This is a genomic window from Alkalicoccus halolimnae (genome assembly GCF_008014775.2).
Lineage (GTDB): Bacteria > Bacillota > Bacilli > Bacillales > Salisediminibacteriaceae > Alkalicoccus > Alkalicoccus halolimnae.
On the sequence record NZ_CP144914.1, the window covers coordinates 2,330,726 to 2,347,949 of the forward strand.

At 42.5% G+C, this 17,224-nt stretch carries 16 protein-coding genes; 6 read left to right on the forward strand and 10 right to left on the reverse strand.

Annotation, left to right across the window (positions count from 1 at the left end):
- The first annotated feature begins 220 nt into the window (after positions 1-220).
- Positions 221-913, forward strand: coding sequence for a hypothetical protein (locus FTX54_RS10685; protein ID WP_147804645.1), 693 nt, complete (start codon positions 221-223; stop codon positions 911-913).
- 240 nt (positions 914-1,153) lie between these two features.
- On the opposite strand, the gene FTX54_RS10690 is transcribed toward FTX54_RS10685, so the two are convergent.
- Positions 1,154-2,170 (reverse strand): STAS domain-containing protein, encoded by a 1,017-nt coding sequence (locus tag FTX54_RS10690; RefSeq protein ID WP_147804748.1) that lies wholly within the window; start codon positions 2,168-2,170, stop codon positions 1,154-1,156.
- Between the two features lie 736 nt (positions 2,171-2,906).
- Here FTX54_RS10690 and trxB point away from each other — a divergent pair.
- Positions 2,907-3,854, forward strand: a complete 948-nt coding sequence (gene trxB, locus FTX54_RS10695) for a thioredoxin-disulfide reductase (RefSeq protein ID WP_147804646.1) — start codon at positions 2,907-2,909, stop codon at positions 3,852-3,854.
- Between the two features lie 176 nt (positions 3,855-4,030).
- Here trxB and FTX54_RS10700 read toward each other — a convergent pair whose 3' ends face one another.
- Positions 4,031-4,795, reverse strand: a complete 765-nt coding sequence (locus tag FTX54_RS10700; RefSeq protein ID WP_147804647.1) for a dimethylarginine dimethylaminohydrolase family protein — start codon at positions 4,793-4,795, stop codon at positions 4,031-4,033.
- Positions 4,796-5,196: 401 nt separating this feature from the next.
- Here FTX54_RS10700 and FTX54_RS10705 point away from each other — a divergent pair, with 401 nt between their 5' ends.
- Together FTX54_RS10705 and FTX54_RS10710 are read left to right on the forward strand one after the other, a co-directional pair.
- Complete coding sequence (locus FTX54_RS10705) at positions 5,197-5,751, forward strand: general stress protein (protein WP_147804648.1); 555 nt, start codon at positions 5,197-5,199, stop codon at positions 5,749-5,751.
- Between the two features lie 248 nt (positions 5,752-5,999).
- Positions 6,000-6,797 carry a nitrilase-related carbon-nitrogen hydrolase gene (locus FTX54_RS10710; RefSeq protein ID WP_147804649.1) on the forward strand — a complete coding sequence of 266 codons (798 nt, stop codon included), beginning with the start codon at positions 6,000-6,002 and terminating at the stop codon, positions 6,795-6,797.
- Between the two features lie 108 nt (positions 6,798-6,905).
- Here the strand turns inward: FTX54_RS10710 and FTX54_RS10715 are convergent, their stop codons facing one another.
- The 8 genes from FTX54_RS10715 to FTX54_RS10750 all read right to left on the reverse strand — a co-directional run bounded on the left by FTX54_RS10715 (position 6,906) and on the right by FTX54_RS10750 (position 14,213).
- Positions 6,906-7,886: an oxidoreductase gene (locus FTX54_RS10715; protein WP_147804650.1), complete on the reverse strand. Its 981-nt coding sequence runs from the start codon at positions 7,884-7,886 to the stop codon at positions 6,906-6,908.
- A gap of 607 nt (positions 7,887-8,493) precedes the next feature.
- Positions 8,494-8,685: a hypothetical protein gene (locus FTX54_RS10720; RefSeq protein WP_147804652.1), complete on the reverse strand. Its 192-nt coding sequence runs from the start codon at positions 8,683-8,685 to the stop codon at positions 8,494-8,496.
- Positions 8,686-8,806: 121 nt separating this feature from the next.
- Entirely contained in the window at positions 8,807-9,052 is a 246-nt protein-coding gene (locus FTX54_RS10725) for a DUF2651 family protein (RefSeq protein ID WP_187254625.1), read from the reverse strand.
- Positions 9,053-10,579: 1,527 nt separating this feature from the next.
- Positions 10,580-11,716 (reverse strand): S8 family peptidase, encoded by a 1,137-nt coding sequence (locus FTX54_RS10730; RefSeq protein WP_147804655.1) that lies wholly within the window; start codon positions 11,714-11,716, stop codon positions 10,580-10,582.
- Between the two features lie 241 nt (positions 11,717-11,957).
- Positions 11,958-12,326 carry an STAS/SEC14 domain-containing protein gene (locus FTX54_RS10735; protein ID WP_147804656.1) on the reverse strand — a complete coding sequence of 123 codons (369 nt, stop codon included), beginning with the start codon at positions 12,324-12,326 and terminating at the stop codon, positions 11,958-11,960.
- 382 nt (positions 12,327-12,708) lie between these two features.
- Complete coding sequence (locus FTX54_RS10740; RefSeq protein WP_147804657.1) at positions 12,709-12,999, reverse strand: DNA-binding protein; 291 nt, start codon at positions 12,997-12,999, stop codon at positions 12,709-12,711.
- Between the two features lie 21 nt (positions 13,000-13,020).
- The gene (locus FTX54_RS10745; protein WP_338485876.1) at positions 13,021-13,803 is read right to left on the reverse strand and encodes an amidohydrolase family protein; all 783 of its coding nucleotides are present in this window, start codon (positions 13,801-13,803) and stop codon (positions 13,021-13,023) included.
- Positions 13,800-14,213 (reverse strand): hypothetical protein, encoded by a 414-nt coding sequence (locus FTX54_RS10750; RefSeq protein ID WP_147804659.1) that lies wholly within the window; start codon positions 14,211-14,213, stop codon positions 13,800-13,802. The genes FTX54_RS10745 and FTX54_RS10750 overlap by 4 nt, the downstream gene beginning before the upstream one ends.
- 384 nt (positions 14,214-14,597) lie before the next feature.
- On the opposite strand from FTX54_RS10750, the gene FTX54_RS10755 reads away from it, so the two are divergent.
- Entirely contained in the window at positions 14,598-14,951 is a 354-nt protein-coding gene (locus FTX54_RS10755; protein WP_147804660.1) for an ArsR/SmtB family transcription factor, read from the forward strand.
- Between the two features lie 37 nt (positions 14,952-14,988).
- Positions 14,989-17,109 carry a heavy metal translocating P-type ATPase gene (locus FTX54_RS10760; protein ID WP_147804661.1) on the forward strand — a complete coding sequence of 707 codons (2,121 nt, stop codon included), beginning with the start codon at positions 14,989-14,991 and terminating at the stop codon, positions 17,107-17,109.
- The last annotated feature ends 115 nt before the right edge of the window (positions 17,110-17,224 follow it).

Sequence of the window (17,224 nt, forward strand, 5' to 3'; positions counted from 1 at the left end):
CTCCTATAATTTTTTTATGTTTCTCTATTCATAGCCTTTTCTTCTTTACAAATAAGAACAGTCGTTGTTACTATGATATGAATGAAACAGCTGTTATATTGTTCATTTTCCCTAAATTACTCTAATTAATCCAACGCCGGGCTGATATATTCGAAAAAGCTGTCCGTATTATTAAGCAGTTTTTACCGACTGTTTCTTCCCGTTAGGAGCCCTGATTGATATGAAGCAACAACTAATAAATGACCTTCGTGAACAGTATAAAGTTTACTTTACAGACTCATCTGGACCTGAGTCTTTTGCTCATAAGGATATCACTGCCGATCCACTGCCTCTCATCCATCTGCACAGCAGGCAGATGCTGATGGATAATCCGACTGTTATTGGTACTTTATTCGCGAAACGCTATGCCAAAACAGCTGCGGGTCATTTTTATGCCCTCGTTCATGGCTGTATCCTTCAAACGGACCCTGCTCATGCGTTCATACGGGCAAAAAATTATGGCGAGCTTGCTCTGGAGCTTCCATCAGGCAGCTGGGTCGAAAGCAGCGATCAGAAACTACAGCGGGAAGCGGTTCATGCGTTAATTAAGCATCATATTGAACCGTTATTTTTCAGTATTTCAAAACACACCGGAGCGCGTTCTGCTCACTTATTTTCGATAGCTTCCCACACGCTCCATCAGACGTCTCTGCATCTAAAAGAACAAATGCCTCATGCTGCTTCCTATGTAGAAGATATTCTTCACATGTATACGGCTTATGAAAATTTTTCGACAGAGTTCCGGTTTAAAGAGCACTCAGGGTTCTACGTAAGAAAGCACTGCTGTCTTTCTTATATGCTCGATGGTGACAAGGCTTCCTGCTGCAAAACGTGCCCGCTCATTAATAAAAAAAGATCCAGCCTCTCTACTTGACCCCTATTATATCTGTTTTTACGGGTAACTGATATTCAATCGCAGGAGCGCGGACTGTAAACAATCACAATTTGCTTCAATTAACAGACAGAGTCCGCCGGGAAAATTCCGGCGGACTCTGTTTTCCTTACAGCTGTTTATACTGTTGATTTTAAACATGGAACGCACCCCAGCCGCCTCTTTGCAGAAAATCGGCTGCCTGATTCTGAATTCCCGATCGGATCAGCAGCGGTTCCTCACTTAAACGATACTTTTGCCTTTCTGCGCAAGAGCAAAGTGGATCCCGTGCTGAAGTGTCTGGAAACAATTAAATTTGGATAAATCAATGTCCGTGCTGTTAATGGTCATGCCTACTTTCGGAGAAATTCCGACCAGTATAGTGTCTGTACCTATTAAGGAAGCAGCTCCACCCAATTTTTCAATTAAACTTGCTGCATGAACAGTGAAATTATCATTCAATCCAGTTAAATCAAGTACTACATACTTCGCCTTATAAGCAGGCAGGTTTTCCAACGTTTTGTGCAGCAGCTCTTCCGTGCGCTCTTCATCGTATGCTCCAAGGAGTGGAATCACTACAATGCCTTCCAGTACCGGAATGATAGGAGAAGACAGCTCTTTTACGAGTGCATTCAATTCCCCCGTCTGTTCCTGTACAAGCCGCTCCAGCTGCTGTATCTGCTTCTCTTCATTCGTTCGGGCAAGCTGGTGTATATTTTTTTCCACGTTTTCACTTGATGGGAAATAACGTATAACACTTTCTTCAAATCCTTCGATCTGATAGTGAAGAACTTCATACCAGACGTTTCGTCCAAAGAGTCCCGTAAAAATTCCTGCATAATGAGCCGGAAGAAAATTGCCGCCCTGCTCCTTGTTCTGAGCGACGTTAATCTTATATTCCCAGCTGTTCTTTAAATGGACCTCCAGAGTCGCTTCTTCTTCTTTCAAGTAATGAATTTCTGCAAGTCCCCACCCAGCTGCCGCATATGTAGATGTAATTAATTTTGAAGCTTCAGCTGCACTAACATTCATATCTGTAAAATATTTACCTACTACAAGCCCCTGGCGGAATCCCGTCGTTTCCAGCACTACCCGTGCTGCTTCTTCTCCGGAAACTTCTTCAATAGCATCGAAAAACTCTTTCATAGCGGAGGTAATCCAGAAAAGGACAGCGTCTTCTCCTTCAAAAGAAAATAAACCTTCTGCTGTATTCCAGTCGAACTCCAGACCTGCAACTTTTTTTGATGGCTTTTCCAAAATATTCATCTCCATCTATTCTTTTATTTGAATCCATTTTCTAAGCCGTATCTCTGTTTTTTAGCGGCACCAGCGATCATGACTAAATTAAATCTGAATCCGTCCTTATTTCAGTTGTTTCATTCTATATTTATGCAATTAAAATGTATTATACAGGAATTCAGACATGCTTTAAATATCTAATCTCTTGATTAACACAGACAGTCATTACACGTCGTCGGCTTTGTGTGCTGTAAGAGCATTTGCGAGTATCCTAATTCCACCTGATAAGGAAAAGTTTCATTCCTATAGAAAGCCGTTTTCATCCATCATAGTGCAGCGATTCTGCATGAATGTCTCTGTTTAAGCTGTGTGTTGTTTTTGGAGTGTCTGCGGACCTTCCGAAGACGGTTCTGCCTTGACACCAATTTTTTCGGAAGGGAAAATCGGCTTCATGAATAGAAGAACTTCTTTTCTTTCTATGAAAAAAAACGAAGCGGAGTTTTTACATGTATCAACAGCAGCTTTAACACATCTATTGTTTAAATACGTGTATTCCCCTTTACTTATATAAACATTTAATTATATACTATAGTATAAGAAGTATTTCTTTGTTATGGTTTATTAAGGTGATGTCTGTTGACCTCTCTATTTATAGGCAGATTTTAAAGCCGGTATTGCCTTATTAGGCCTTCTCATCTAGTCTAAAGAAAAGATTTATTTTTAAAAGGTAACTATAACCAACAATGGAGGCGTTAAGATGGAAAAAGTAGTGATTTTAGGTACTGGGCCGGCTGGACTGACTGCGGCCGTGTATTTAGCACGAGCCAACATGGAACCACTCGTTATTGAAGGACCGGAACCGGGCGGCCAGCTCACCTTAACGACAGAAGTAGAAAACTTCCCCGGCTTCCCGGACGGTATTATGGGGCCGGAACTAATGGATAATATGAAGAAGCAGGCAGAACGTTTCGGTGCTACTTTTAAAAGAGGATGGGTAACAGAAGTAGAGATAGAAGAACGCCCTTTTACGCTCCATATTAGTGGAATGGATGATATAAAAACCGAGGCTCTTATCATTTCCACCGGTGCATCCGCAAAAATGCTGCAAATACCCGGTGAGAAAGAAAACATCGGTAAAGGAGTCAGCACCTGTGCTACCTGTGACGGTTTCTTCTTCAGGGGTAAAAAAGTAATTATTGTCGGCGGAGGAGATTCTGCTATGGAAGAAGCAACGTTCCTCACAAAATTTGCGGATGAAGTCCAAATTGTTCACCGCCGGGATGAACTGAGAGCGTCCAAAATAATGCAGGACAGGGCGCGCGATAATAAAAAGATTACCTGGGCGCTTAACAAAACCCCGGTTGAAATGATGTCAGACGGAATGAAAATATCCGGTTTAAAAGTACAGGACAACGAAACAGGCGAAGAACAAATTCTCGAATCAGATGGAATTTTTGTCGCTATCGGTCATAATCCAAATACTAAGTTTCTTAAAGGAAAATTAAATATGGATGAAAAAGGCTACCTCCTTGTCGAACCGGGCACGACGGATACCAATGTCCCGGGCGTGTTTGCTTGTGGTGATGTCCAGGATCAGAAGTACCGTCAGGCAATTACGGCTGCCGGCACAGGATGTATGGCAGCGATGGACTCTGAACGATTCCTTGAAGGGGAAGCAGTTCTCGACTGGAGCCAGAATTTATAAACCACAGTGTCATATTGGAACCAGTATGCAGTTTTACTGTCTTTCCAATATCGATCAGGTACGCATTAATATAATTCAAATCGGTCATGGCTCTGCCGTGACCGATTTTTGTATATGGACCGGATTATTTCATTTATTGGTTTAGTTCAGCCGCTATTTCAAGAAAAAGCGTGCGTTTAAAATCGAAGAGATAAACAGCTTAATCCTCCATCCTGCTTCCGGAATTCGCTCACTGCTGCCTCCCTCGTCATAAACCCTGCTTCTTCTATTTTTCGTTTTGTTTCCGGAAATCCCTCTGGTACAATAACAACTTCGTTTACACGTATGCAATTCGCTGCATATTCTTCTTCCTGTGAAACGGTAATCTGCTTATATTTTTTAAAAACGTCATGATCAATAAATTCGCCGGCAGTAAGAACAGTATTGTCACCGAGATAGGCAATGCCGGTTTTTAAGTGAAAAAATTCTTTAAGAGGAATAATGGTGGCACCATACCCTTCTTTTTGAAGAATAGCTTCGAACTGCTCTGCTCCTGATTTGTTAGTGCGGGTGGACAGCCCTATATAAAAGTGATCTTCCACGTGCAGAACATCGCCTCCTTCGAGCGTTCCGGGTTCACTGATCGTATACATTCTTCGGTGGTAATCTTTAAGTGCCGCTTCTACGGCTTCAGTTTCTCCGCGTCTTGAATCAGCGCCTGGGCGTGTAATCAGGGCAAACTTACTTGTCACAACAGCAGGATCTTCCACGAAAACGTCGTCCGGATAGTCATTATCTGAAGCAAGCTGGTGCACCATCACTCCAGCTTCTTCCATTACCTCTACATAAGCGCGGTGCTGCTCAAGTACTTTACTATAATCCGGGGTCCCTAGATTTGCTGTCGTCAGCCCTTGTGCAAAAGAAGCTGCTGGTTTTTTCACAATGATTTGCTGCACTTTCATTTCGCCCCCGCCTCTCTGCTTAATATATTTTCTCTGTTTGCGTCTGCTGTTGTTTTTTACAGAAAACGCCGCTTCAGTTAGCTATAGGGAGACTCCCCGGGTGGGCCTGTGCCCAGCGGGATCTTCCGATTTTTTCTTCGTTAATGTTAATAACAGAAAGAGAAGGTCTGCCCTTCATATTATAAGAAATGTTTTATTTCAAGGCAGATTAATATTTTCTAATAATTCACCTTAAGAAATCTCCTATTTTATCTATTCCACGCTCCTCTCCCAATTCCTTTATCTGCAGATATTCTATTTTGTTTTTTCGTAACAATGAGAATTCACAATAACTTGTTTGATTTCATAAATATATCGGGAATAGCGGGAAAGAAGAGGTAATTTAAAGGAGCGTGAATGTAATGAAAAAACGAGTTGTCGGGGTTTATGAAACGAAAGAAGAAGCGGTAAAAATAGTAGAAAATTTACAGCTGGAAGGAAACCGTCCAGAAGAAATAGTTCTTTTATCAAATGATAAGGAAACGACCTCCCGCCTTCGTGACGAAACTACGGTAAAAACGGAGAAACTGGAAGAAGAAAAGGAACAAAAACCAGAAGAAGAAGAATCTCCTTCATTTATGGACAAACTGAAAACAGCTTTCAAAGGGCAGACGGAATTTAAAGGAGATACTTCAGCAAATAATGTGAAAGATCCATTTAATTTTATCAATTTAGGATTTTCGGAAGAGGAAGCCGAAAAATATGAAAATGAAGTGAAAAACGGAAAAATTATCGTACTCGCCCCTGTTCAAGGAGAAGCGCATGAGGAAGAAGCAGATAAAGCCGCTCCCCTTGATGCGGAGGGACCAAACCAGATTGGAGATCCAATGAGCGCAGAAGATCCACAGCAGTACGCAGAGGAAGCACCAAAATTTCCGCAGGACAGCGATGTAAAAAAAGAAGAAAGAGATCGATAAAAAAACATTTTTAATACCGCACGTATCTGAGTAACTAAAATAGTGACAGACCCTTTAAGAAGGTGCTGTCATTTTTTTCGTAAATTTGATCTGCCCGAGTTTTTAAGGAATCTCCTCGTAGGGATCCCCTGGGATTATTGATTTCCCAGGCCTTGAAAAACAGCCAAGGTTCCGGAGAACGACATAAGCTGCCGGATATAGAGACATTATTCCACCTTAAACGATGTAATTTAAAAGGAGGTTTTCTAATGATAAAAACAGCTGCCGTTCAAATGCACGCCATGCCCGGGATGAAGGATAGAAATATTGATACAGCAGTGAAAATGATTAAAGAAGCTGCAGAAAAGGGAGCAGAATTTATTTCTCTTCCCGAGCTTTGGGTAAGCGGATATTACTTATCCGAGGCAGAATTCCGGTCCTTAGCTGAACCATCAAACGGAGAGCTGATTTCATTTTTTCAGGATTTAGCCTCCACCCTTCAAGTTGTTTTAATTGTTCCTTTTGTGGAGCAGCATGAAGAAAACATCTATAATGCAGCCGCAGTCATTGACAGAGATGGAACAACAGCTCTCTGCTACCGGAAATCATTTTTGTGGGGAAGGGAAAACGGCATATTCACACTAGGAAAAAAAGTATACAAGCCTGCTCAAACTTCCCTTGGAAAAATAGGAATCCTTATTTGTGCAGACATCGAATTACCAGAGCCTTCCCGCATCCTTGCTATGGAAGGCGCTGAACTTATCGTTGCTCCTTCTGTTTGGAGTCTTAAAGCTGAATCCAGATGGGACATTCAGCTCCCTGCACGCGCCCTTGACAATACTGTGTTTATGCTTGGGGTCAATACCGTTCAGGAAGGAAGCTGCGGTAAAAGCAGACTTGCCGCGCCGGATGGAAGCATTTTCAACGAGGCACCTGAGAGCGAAGAAACCCTGCTTCTCTGCGATATTGATTTTTCCCTTATTGAAGAAGTTCGTGAGGAGCTTCCTTATTTGCAGATGATCGAGGAAAACCTGCTGCCGCGGGGTATAACTAAGCAGTCATTTTAAATTTCTGGTATTTTCAGGTTGGGCAAATATAATCCTTCATGCATAAAAGGAGCTGGGAATAACTATTCCCCAGCTCCTGTTTTTATTTCTAAATAATTTTATAACAATTTAAAGCTTAACGAGGACACGGCCACTGATTTTGCTTTCCAGAATGTCATCCAATGCTCCTTGAAGTTCATCAAGCGTTATTTCCTGCACGATGTCTTCCAGATGATCCGGTTTCAAATCTTCAGCAGCCCGTTTCCAAACAGTCCTGCGCAGATCCATTGGACAGTTAACAGAGTCGATCCCTAAAAGATTTACACTGCGAAGAATAAATGGCATTACGGTAGTCGGGACTTCAACCCCGGCAGTCAGTCCGCTTACGGCAACTGCCCCGTTATATTTAGTCGAACTCAAAATAGAAGCAAGTGCCTTTCCGCCTGTCGGGTCAACCGCTGCGGCCCAGACCTGCTTCTGCAGAGGTTTAACTTCTTCCGGCGTTACTTCATCCCGACTGACGATTTCTGACGCACCTAATTTTTTCAAAAACTCATGCTCTGTTTTTTTTCCTGTGCTTGCAGCTACCTTATAATTGTTTTTGGAGAGCATATCTACAGCCATACTGCCTACCCCTCCAGTTGCACCGGTAACTAGTACTGGATTATCGTCCGGCGTCAGGCCGTTTTCTTCCAGTTTATGAATCGAGAGTGCCGCTGTAAAACCGGCCGTGCCAATAATCATAGCTTCCCGCGTCGTCAATCCTTCCGGAAGAGGCACGACCCAGTCAGCCGGCACACGCGCAAACTGGCTGTAACCGCCGTCATGGCCTGTACCCAGCTCATAGCTTGTAACGATCACTTCATCTCCCTTCTTGAAATCTCCGGATTCCGATTCAATGACTTCTCCCGCAAGGTCAATGCCGGGAATGAGCGGATATTCTTTTGCAATCTTCGTTTTTTTATTAAGTGCCATACTATCTTTATAGTTAACTCCCGAGTAATGAACTTTAATAGTCACCTCTCCTTTGGAAAGGTCTTCCATTTTTCTCGATACGATCCGGCCTCTGCCGTCGCCTTCGGTTACAAATGCTTTAAATTCTTCAGTCATATTAAGCCTCCTCGAATAATTTAAGCGTCTTACAAATAAACTGGTTCCTTTTACATATTCTGTTGAAATGAAATGTTTTTACGATGCTCCTGGCAGCAGTCATAAATCTTCCACCCTGAACAACACCCACCCTTAAAAGAGCCAAAAAATAATAAGCCGATTTTATCAGCTTATCATCCCTTTCCCTTAATTGGCTGCCACTATTCATTATTCCAACGTCAGCGACAGTTATCCTTGTATAAATTTCATCGTGGAAGCGCATCCTGTAAAAGCCGAATAAGGCAGGCTGCCTCCGCTTCATTCTCCGGAAATTGCCGCCATCCACGCATCCATTTTTAAATGCGGACGTAAAGACGGAATTTTTTATAAATATTCAGCCTGCCGCCTGAAAAGATAACTATGGAAATTGATGCCCTTATGTAAATATAAAAAATAAAATTTTAAGTCATCTTTTTAGTAGACATTCCTGAAAAATTCATCTGTCTTCAATTTATCGGGTCCACTGCTTCTGGAGTTTATGCAGGTGTACTACCTGAAGTGAAACCCACGGGCCGCTTGACTTCTCGGGACAATAATTTTTCTCCCCCAATGAAGAAAAAATCCCAAATTATTCTTCTACTCTCTCTTTAATACTTTTTTCTGTATTTTTCTTTTCTGTCAGTTCTTTTTCTTTTTTTCCTGCATAAATAACTACTTTAGCAATTATTAAACCGATAGGCAGCAATGATGCAATGGCAATTGATGTGATGACTACTTGTAGCATATTCACCTCTTTGTCCGGGGCATTTTTATCTCCCAAAAAATTTTCTCCCCTTTAAAATTTTTTATTTATCCATCTTCCTAAGACAAAATTGCAGATGAACAAAAGGTTTCCTATACTATTTATTATATACCATCTTCTTAAAACATTATATAAAACTTTAAGGAGTTAACCTCGATTTAATAATGATAGATTTTGTGATTATTCCTGCTGCCCACGAGAGGGCGGCGTAAATAAACGGCCATAATAAAAAGGAACTGTTAAAAATCGTAATAGCTGCAGTTATTCCTGCTGCCCATACCACCACCGGCATTATAAGGACATTTTTAAAAAGAAGGTATCCAATAACACCTGCTCCTGCAGCTATTAGTGGGAATACAATCATAATCATCTGAAAAACATTCATCAACATCCCGCCCTTCTCATTTAGCTGGGTTAAAGTCTGTTACTGATAAACATAGCTTTAACAGAGACGCTCATCCAAATATTTTTGCACCATGAAGCATGAAAATGCCCTTTTACAACAATAGAATTTCCCCTCTATAAAGGTGGTATGAATGATGTTCAAGAAAGGATCTTCTTTAGTAGGCGGCAGATACTTCTCTATCTTTTTACCGTAAGCTGGAGTGGACATGGGTCGACTCCGGGGCGATGAAGGACGAGCCGAAGATCCATTCCGTCCGACCGCAGGGAGAACGGGATTAGCTGAGGCCGGCCCGCCCGGAAAGCGTCCCCATGGAAACGAAAGCGACCATTCATTGCATATCTGTTTTATTTTCAAGGTAGCCTATCATTTTATTAGAGATGCTCTTTCGGGATTCAGCCTTTTTGAAAATTATATTCCTCCTGCTGGGAAAATGACAGATAAGACTTATAAAACATATTTCGTGAAAAAGTGGGAAAACTCCTCTATAACCATACTCCTTATTAATTATCTATATGTATTGTATTTATACATTTCTCTACAGTCAGCCTCCTATGTTTCGCCGGTGCGATAGAGAACTCGGATAAATACAACGACAGACGATGGATCAGTCGCGATAGAGCCGTGTTTGAAAATCCCTTTCCTACAGTTACTTATGAAATTGAATCATACAGGAAAATTTATAATTATTTTTTCAGAGGAACTTTCCGGAATTCGATACGGAATTATTCATCTCCTTTTTTGAAATTCCATCAAAGTAATCAGAAAAGACCTTCCGTCAGAAAACTGACTGAAGGGTCCAGGCTGTTTACAAAGTAATTTTTTCTGTATAAGTAGACAGTTGGCTGCTTCCGCTTTCGAAGAGTCGCTTTCCGGAGGGAACGCTCTCAGCTGACCTGCCTTTCAGAAAACAAGAGCATGGCTTCACGCAGCCAAATTCTTGTAAAGCAAAGAACGCTTTTCAAGAATTTCAACACCTCTGGCTGCGCTCATGCTTCCTCAGATTTCCCAGCAAGATCAATTGGAAAATCTAAAATATGACTCTTCAATCTTCCGGATCCATTCTTCTACCGCTCCAGCATCTAAACAAAATGAAAGACTTTGCTGCGAAAACAAGCGTACTACAGGTTTCTCCTATTAAAAAAGGTGATTTTCTCTGCAGTGTCCGGCGGGGACGCCAGTGGGTTGGAAGCGCAGTCTGAAGATCCTTTCCAATGCAGTCAGGCATTGGAAATAGCTGAAGACAAGCCCCACGGCAGGCTTCCGCCGGTAAGCGGAGGAGAAAATACAAGGAATAGAATACATATACTTCTTTCTTTACTTAATCAAAACTCTAAGACCTTCCATCAGAAAACTAATGGAAGGTCCGAAAAAATTATCACCTTTTCAATTGATAATTAACAGTGATTCTGTCAGTGTGATTCATCATCCGAACAGGAAGCAATCTTATTTTTCCCAGCGGATGTTTCAAAGGTTCAGCTACAACTTCCTGAGTAGGAGCTAAAAGTTTTAATCATTAATGGCATCGAGAGTCTGGATAAGTCCGTTACCATAATCACGCTGAGCACCAAGAGGTGCCGCAGTATCATTTAACAGGCTCCGCAGTTCTGCATTGGACAGCTCCGGTTTAGACTGCCAGACTTGTGCCGCAACTCCGGCAACATGTGGAGCAGCCATGGAAGTACCGTTTAAAGAATCGTAGCCATTGTTAGGCACAGTACTGAGAATATCCACCCCGGGAGCTGATATTTCCACTGCTGGACCTGCGCTGGAGAAACTTGCACGCTGGTTATTGCTGTCTACTGCCGCAACTGCCATAGCAGAATCATACTGAGCTGGATATCCCACCGTATCGAAAAAACCGAACCCGTTTCCTTCGTTTCCGGCAGCAGCTACTACCAGAGATCCTTCTTCATAAGCGAGATCCGTGAAATCCTCTAAAATAGACGATCCCTGACTGCCGCCAAGACTCATATTAATAATATCGATGTCATTTTCAATGGACCACTCCAGGCCTTCTGCAATGCCGGAAAGGGACCCGCTTCCTTCATTGGAGAGAACTTTTACTGCATAAAGATCTGCTTCCGGAGCCGTACCGATTACGCCTAGATCATTATCGACGGCCGCCACCGTTCCTGCCACATGAGTTCCATGTCCATTTCCATCGTTAAATGGATTGGAGTTTTCTGAATCCGTAAATACGGAATAGCCATCCACTACGTTATCAGCAAGATCTTCATGGGAAGCATCTATACCTGTATCCAGAACAGCAACACTCATACCATCGCCTTCAATTCCCTGAGCCTGGGCATCTGTGCTCTGCACCTGGTCGATCCCGTAAGGAACATCCTGTGCCATCGTCGTTACTTCTGCGTTTTCATCGAGCGCTGCCACGTGAGGATGGTTTTCCAGACTGTCCGCCTGAGCATCGGAAAGTTCAACAAGGTGAACAGGAAGGTAATCGTATTCATGGAGAATGTCTTCTCCTTCTACCCCAAACGCATTTAGAAGCCCTTTTTCAGCAGGACCGTCAAATTGAATTAAATATTCATTTTTTTCACCATCGTCTTCTGTTGTTTCTGCACTAACCTGAAAAGGAACGACCATAAATGTAAATGCAAGACCACCAATAAAGTATTTTTTCATCTGCAATCTCTCCTCCTTTAAATGTATAACTGCTTTTTTCAATAAGCTAAAAGCAGCTTTGTGCACGTTGGTATATGTTTACCAAGTGGCTTCATCTTACAAGGAGGAGAAAAACACTTCAATAACCTGGGCCTTTTTAATTATAAGTATGCTTATATTATCAGGGACATTTCTTATTTTGCCCATGAAAAAAGCTGCCTCTGGGTTTGCAGGGCAGCTTTTGTCTAACAGGCGCAGTTTATTATTCCTCATCACGCTGTCTTAGCCATTTGCGTGCTTTTTCAACGTCTTCTGTTCCAAAAGAACGGAAGTTGGCTTTCGTAAACGGATCACTTGCCTTTACAAGGCCGGAAGCGATACTGGAGTCGCTGACGAGCGCATATTTTTCAATATTTTTCATATTATCTTTTGCAAACGATAAATATTCTTTAATCGAAGTCGGACTGACTTTAGGCATTTCCACCGCATATTCCAGCATTCTTATTTTTCCGTTTGTTTCAATTATACGTTTCACTTCATTCATTGCCTGTTCATTTTCTTCATCCGTCAATTTCCCTTTTGTTTCAAATTCAAGAATATCGCCTTCGCTTGTATCCAGTTTTCTAAACATTCTATCCCTCCTTAATTTTCTATTTTCCTTGAAAAACAGTTTTCAAACCCTTCTGCCCGTAAAAACTTTGAATGTTTGAGAAAATGCTAACCTTCATTTTCATTGATCTTTTTGCTGAATGGCTGCCTTGAAAATAGAAAAGATAAGCGATGAAAAGGCGCTTTCGTTTCTATGGGCTTCCCAGGACCGGCCTCAGTTAATTTCGTACACCTTCCATCGGGTGAAGCGTGCTCGTCCTTATTCGCCCTGGACCCGCTCCGTATGCCCTGCGGCTTACTGAAAAGAACCTTCTGCGCTCAAGTGCAAAAAAGAACGTAAACCAGCGTTTTTTTCATCTTCTGTATTCTCGCCAGCACCTGTCAGGAATCCAGTGATGAATCAGCTACTTCCCGATTTCTTTCATCCATTCCTGAAGCTGATGTTTTGGATAATAAACTTTTCCATTGAGTGTGATGTGCGGTATGGAAGGATAATCCTGAATTAACGTTTCTGCATCCCGCTTTGTAATGCCGAGAAAGGAATGAACTTTACTTTCCTTTATCAATTCCTGTTTATTAAACCCAAAAATGTTCTCAAGTGGATCTTTCGCTTTATCATTTTGAAAATTCTTCAATCCTTCCCCGATAAAATACCCGGCCGCTGCCAGACCGATCGCCAGCAATGTAAAATCCATCAGATCAGCTTCCTTTCTTTTTTAGATGCCTTTGCGATACCATGTTAACGCATTTTTAAAAAGCACGTCTTCTGCTTCCCTCTCCGTGAGGGCTTCATAAATGACATCAATATCAGCATGCGAATACGGCCTTTCAGCACGCGTGGAAGGAAGGTCGGTGCCAAACATTAACGCCTCTGGATTCGCCTGATAGATCTCCTTCACGGCTTTAACAACATCGAAATCGACCCTTCCAAAACCAGAAGCTTTTATTTTAACTCCTTTTTCTGCAAAATAAAGAACGTTTCGAAATCCTTCCCGTGAAAGACCGAGATGATCGAGCGAAACAGCCGGCATTTTCAAAATATCAGAAGCCTGATCGTTCAGGTTTTTAGCATCAGCATATATTTCGGCATGCCATCCCGCTGTCATATAAACTTTATCTGCCAGTTGGCGCATGCTGGTTACGTCTGCTCTGCCGCCTCTTCTCAGATTGAATCTGACTGCTCTGACTCCAGCCTCGTGTAGATTTATAATTTCTTCTTCTGAAGTATCGTGCGGAATCTGGGTTACTCCTGCGAAATTACCTCCCAGTTTCCGCAGTGCTTCTACAAGATAAGTCTGATCGTGCCCCTGGAAAGAGCCGGAGACGACCGCTCCACCTGCCAGCTCGATTTTTTTCATTTTCTGCATATAATCGTCACAGGTGAAAGGTTCTGGCTGAAAACCCTCATTTTCGATAAGAGGAAACACTGGATCAATAATATGTAAATGGGCATCAAACAGTTTAGTGATTTTATTCCCCTCCTTTTTTAAATTAATCAGGGACTTTTATAAAAACTTCCAACAACTACGTAGCCAAAAATAAGGTGAATCATTGTCGTAACATGCGCTTCATTCAGGAGAACTATTTCCATAAAAAAGGGAGGGACGAACGAAATAGGGGCAAAGGCAATAAGTTGAGCAGCTATAACATACAATGCCGGGAGTCCTGTACCTAGCAGCTTTGCCCAGTGTATGCGCCACGCTCCATTTAATTGAAATTCCTTGAGCAGACGAGGAAGGCGGAGCAGCATTCCTATACCAATCGGGAAAAAGATGCTGAACTGCCAGAGTAAAAATGGGTCTCCTTCTATGCTTGCTTTTTCCTGTAAAAATTGATGAGTTAGAAAACCAGCGTACATTACCACTCCAATTCCTAACGTCCATAATAAATAAGTTGTAAACTCCTTCATCCAATTCCTCCTTTTAGTAAACGTTGTTCTCCGGCTGCCGGCCTGAAAGTATTTCCTTTGAGCCTCTTATCATCAAAGAGAATTTTTTCTGCTATTTCTTATCAACGTACGTAATAATCTACTTCTTTACTTAACGTGTAAATCCTTTTCCTCCGGGTATCTTTTCTTTACAGCTGCCGTCAGCTGGTGTTGATACTTACAGAAATCTACGCTCCGGCCAGCCGAAGAAAAGAGTTTCGGGTGGCTGTGGATCTGAAGGTTCTTCCTATCTCCTTTTTCATATTGACAGCCTGATAAACTTATACATTCAAATATAAATTTGAATATTCGAGTTTATTTAATTATAATATATTCAAACGAATATTTGAATAAGGAGAGAACTGTATGAGTGCTAAAGATCAGTGTGAAATATTTACTTTTGATAAACAAAAAGTCGCTTCTTTGAAAGAAAAAATTTTAACTGAAGACGTAGAGGTCATGGCTGGAATGTTTAAGGCTCTTGCTGATAAAACTAGAATGCATATTGCATACGCTCTGAGCCTGGAAGAAGAGCTGTGTGTCTGCGATGCAGCACAGATTACGGACACCTCCACTGCCACAGCCTCTCATCACCTGCGCACGTTAAAAAAGCTTGGTCTTGCGAAGTTCCGTAAACAGGGAAAACTTGCTTTTTATTCTCTGGATGATGACCATATCCGACAGATGATTCAAATGGCTTGCGAACACAGCCGGGAATAGTGCAGCTGAAACTTGTGTATAGAAAGAAGGATAGCTGATGGCAGACGAAAGGAATATCCAAAATAAAACCTACCGCATAGAAGGCTTTACCTGAGCAGGCTGCGCAAAAACGTTCGAAAAGAACGTGCAGCACCTGGAAGGTGTTGAAAAAGCGGAAGTGAATTTCGGTGCCGCAAAAATTCATATTTCGGGGAGCGTATCCCGCAAAGCAGTGGAAAGAGCCGGCTCGTTTGAAAACTTAAAAATCCGAGAAGAAAATCAAGGTTCGGTTTCCCGTCCCCCCTTTTGGAAGGAAAAATCGAATATTAAAGTATATTCAGCGGTTCTCCTCCTCGCTGCGAGCATCATTTTTGGCGAATACTCTCCGGAGAGCAGCCTTCCTGTGCTCGGCTATGCCGGAGCGATTGCAGTCGGAGGATTCACTCTCTTTCGTAAAGGTCTGCAGAATCTGATACATGCCAAATTCGACATGAACACGTTGATGACAATCGCTGTAATAGGAGCAGCGATCATCGGGGAATGGCTGGAAGGAGCAGTCGTCGTTATTCTATTTGCCATAAGTGAAGCACTCGAGAGGTATTCGATGGATAAAGCGCGTCAGTCGATTTCCTCGCTGATGGACATTGCTCCAAAAGAGGCTCTTATCCGCCGCGGCGGTCGGCAGATGATAATAAATGCAGCAGACATTAACATCGGGGATGTGATGATTGTTAAACCCGGTGAAAAGCTTGCTATGGATGGTCGTGTCATCAAAGGTAATACCTCCATTAATCAGGCAGCAATTACCGGGGAGAGTGTACCTGCAGAAAAAACAATAAACGATGATGTCTACGCTGGAACTCTTAATGAAGAAGGCCTTCTCGAAGTGGAAGTGACGAAACGGGCGGAGGACACAACACTTGCTAAAATCATCCATCTCGTCGAAGAAGCTCAGGCGGAACGCGCCCCATCTCAGGCTTTCGTAGATAAATTCGCGAAGTATTATACTCCTTTTATCATAGTCATTGCTATTCTTACAGCGGTTATTCCGCCGCTTGCTGTGGGAGGTTTATGGAATGAATGGGTGTATCTTGGTCTTGCCGTTCTAGTTGTAGGCTGTCCCTGCGCTCTCGTAGTCTCCACCCCGATAGCTGTCGTTACCGCTGTCGGTAATGCCGCTAAACACGGGGTACTTATTAAAGGAGGCGTCTATTTAGAAGCTGCCGGAACACTGAGAACAATTGCCTTTGATAAAACCGGAACGCTTACAGAAGGCGTCCCCGTAATCACAGACATACTCCCTTTTAACAGGGACGAAAACGACGTGCTTTCCGTTGCAGCTGCGCTTGAATCAGGTTCGCAGCACCCTTTGGCATCCGCTTTTCTTAAAAAAGCCGTGGGAGCGGATATTGATTACGAAAGTATTCAGGTTGATCATTTTCAATCAATCACCGGGAGAGGAATAAAAGCGGAAATGAAAGGGACCGAGTACTATTTAGGGAGTCCTGCACTGTTTTCAGACCTTCTTTTAAAAACTAATGATGAAATAAATCGGAACATCACCAAAATGGAAAATGACGGTAAAACCGTTATGCTTCTTGGAACAAAAAAAGAGATATTATCTATTTTTGCTGTAGCAGACCGTATACGTCCTTCTGCTAAAGCAGCGATAAGTAAACTAAACAAACTGGGAATGGAAACGATTATGCTTACCGGGGACAATGAACGGACCGCTTCCGCCATCGGAAGAGATGCTGGAGTCAAAAGCATTCAGGCCGGCCTCCTTCCGGAAGATAAGCTTTCAAGCATCAAAAAATTAACGGGTAAAGGGAAAAATATTGCTATGGTCGGAGATGGAGTGAATGATGCGCCAGCTCTTGCTGCTTCCACAGTCGGAATTGCAATGGGGGGAGCGGGTACGGATACGGCGATAGAAACAGCTGACATTGCGCTCATGGCGGACGATCTGGCTCAGCTGCCCTACACTGTAAAACTGAGCCGTAAAGCCCTTCGCATCATTAAACAGAACATTACCTTTTCTCTTGCGCTTAAAGTGCTTGCGCTTTTACTCGTGATCCCGGGATGGCTCACATTATGGATTGCGATCATTGCAGATATGGGCGCCACCCTTCTTGTTACAATGAACAGCCTCCGCCTGATGCGGATAAAAGATAAATAACCTTCACAGAACTTCGGGGAGCGCTCCCCCTTCTGAAAAATCTCTTTTCTTTCACTCTGTTCAGGACGCTGAATATCAGGTTTTGACTAGTACCCAGCTAAACGCACCTCAAAAA

Excerpts from the sequence above, each read along its gene's own strand:
- FTX54_RS10715 (WP_147804650.1), bottom strand. The coding sequence starts at position 7,886 with ATGACTGAAGAATTTAAAGCATTTGTAACCGAAGGCGACGGCAGAGGC.
- FTX54_RS10750 (WP_147804659.1), bottom strand. The coding sequence starts at position 14,213 with ATGAAGGAGTTTACAACTTATTTATTATGGACGTTAGGAATTGGAGTG.
- FTX54_RS10700 (WP_147804647.1), bottom strand. The coding sequence starts at position 4,795 with ATGAAAGTGCAGCAAATCATTGTGAAAAAACCAGCAGCTTCTTTTGCA.
- trxB (WP_147804646.1), top strand. The coding sequence starts at position 2,907 with ATGGAAAAAGTAGTGATTTTAGGTACTGGGCCGGCTGGACTGACTGCG.
- FTX54_RS10730 (WP_147804655.1), bottom strand. The coding sequence starts at position 11,716 with ATGAAAAAATACTTTATTGGTGGTCTTGCATTTACATTTATGGTCGTT.
- FTX54_RS10735 (WP_147804656.1), bottom strand. The coding sequence starts at position 12,326 with ATGTTTAGAAAACTGGATACAAGCGAAGGCGATATTCTTGAATTTGAA.
- FTX54_RS10740 (WP_147804657.1), bottom strand. The coding sequence starts at position 12,999 with ATGGATTTTACATTGCTGGCGATCGGTCTGGCAGCGGCCGGGTATTTT.
- FTX54_RS10710 (WP_147804649.1), top strand. The coding sequence starts at position 6,000 with ATGATAAAAACAGCTGCCGTTCAAATGCACGCCATGCCCGGGATGAAG.
- FTX54_RS10755 (WP_147804660.1), top strand. The coding sequence starts at position 14,598 with ATGAGTGCTAAAGATCAGTGTGAAATATTTACTTTTGATAAACAAAAA.
- FTX54_RS10725 (WP_187254625.1), bottom strand. The coding sequence starts at position 9,052 with ATGAATGTTTTTCAGATGATTATGATTGTATTCCCACTAATAGCTGCA.
- FTX54_RS10685 (WP_147804645.1), top strand. The coding sequence starts at position 221 with ATGAAGCAACAACTAATAAATGACCTTCGTGAACAGTATAAAGTTTAC.
- FTX54_RS10705 (WP_147804648.1), top strand. The coding sequence starts at position 5,197 with ATGAAAAAACGAGTTGTCGGGGTTTATGAAACGAAAGAAGAAGCGGTA.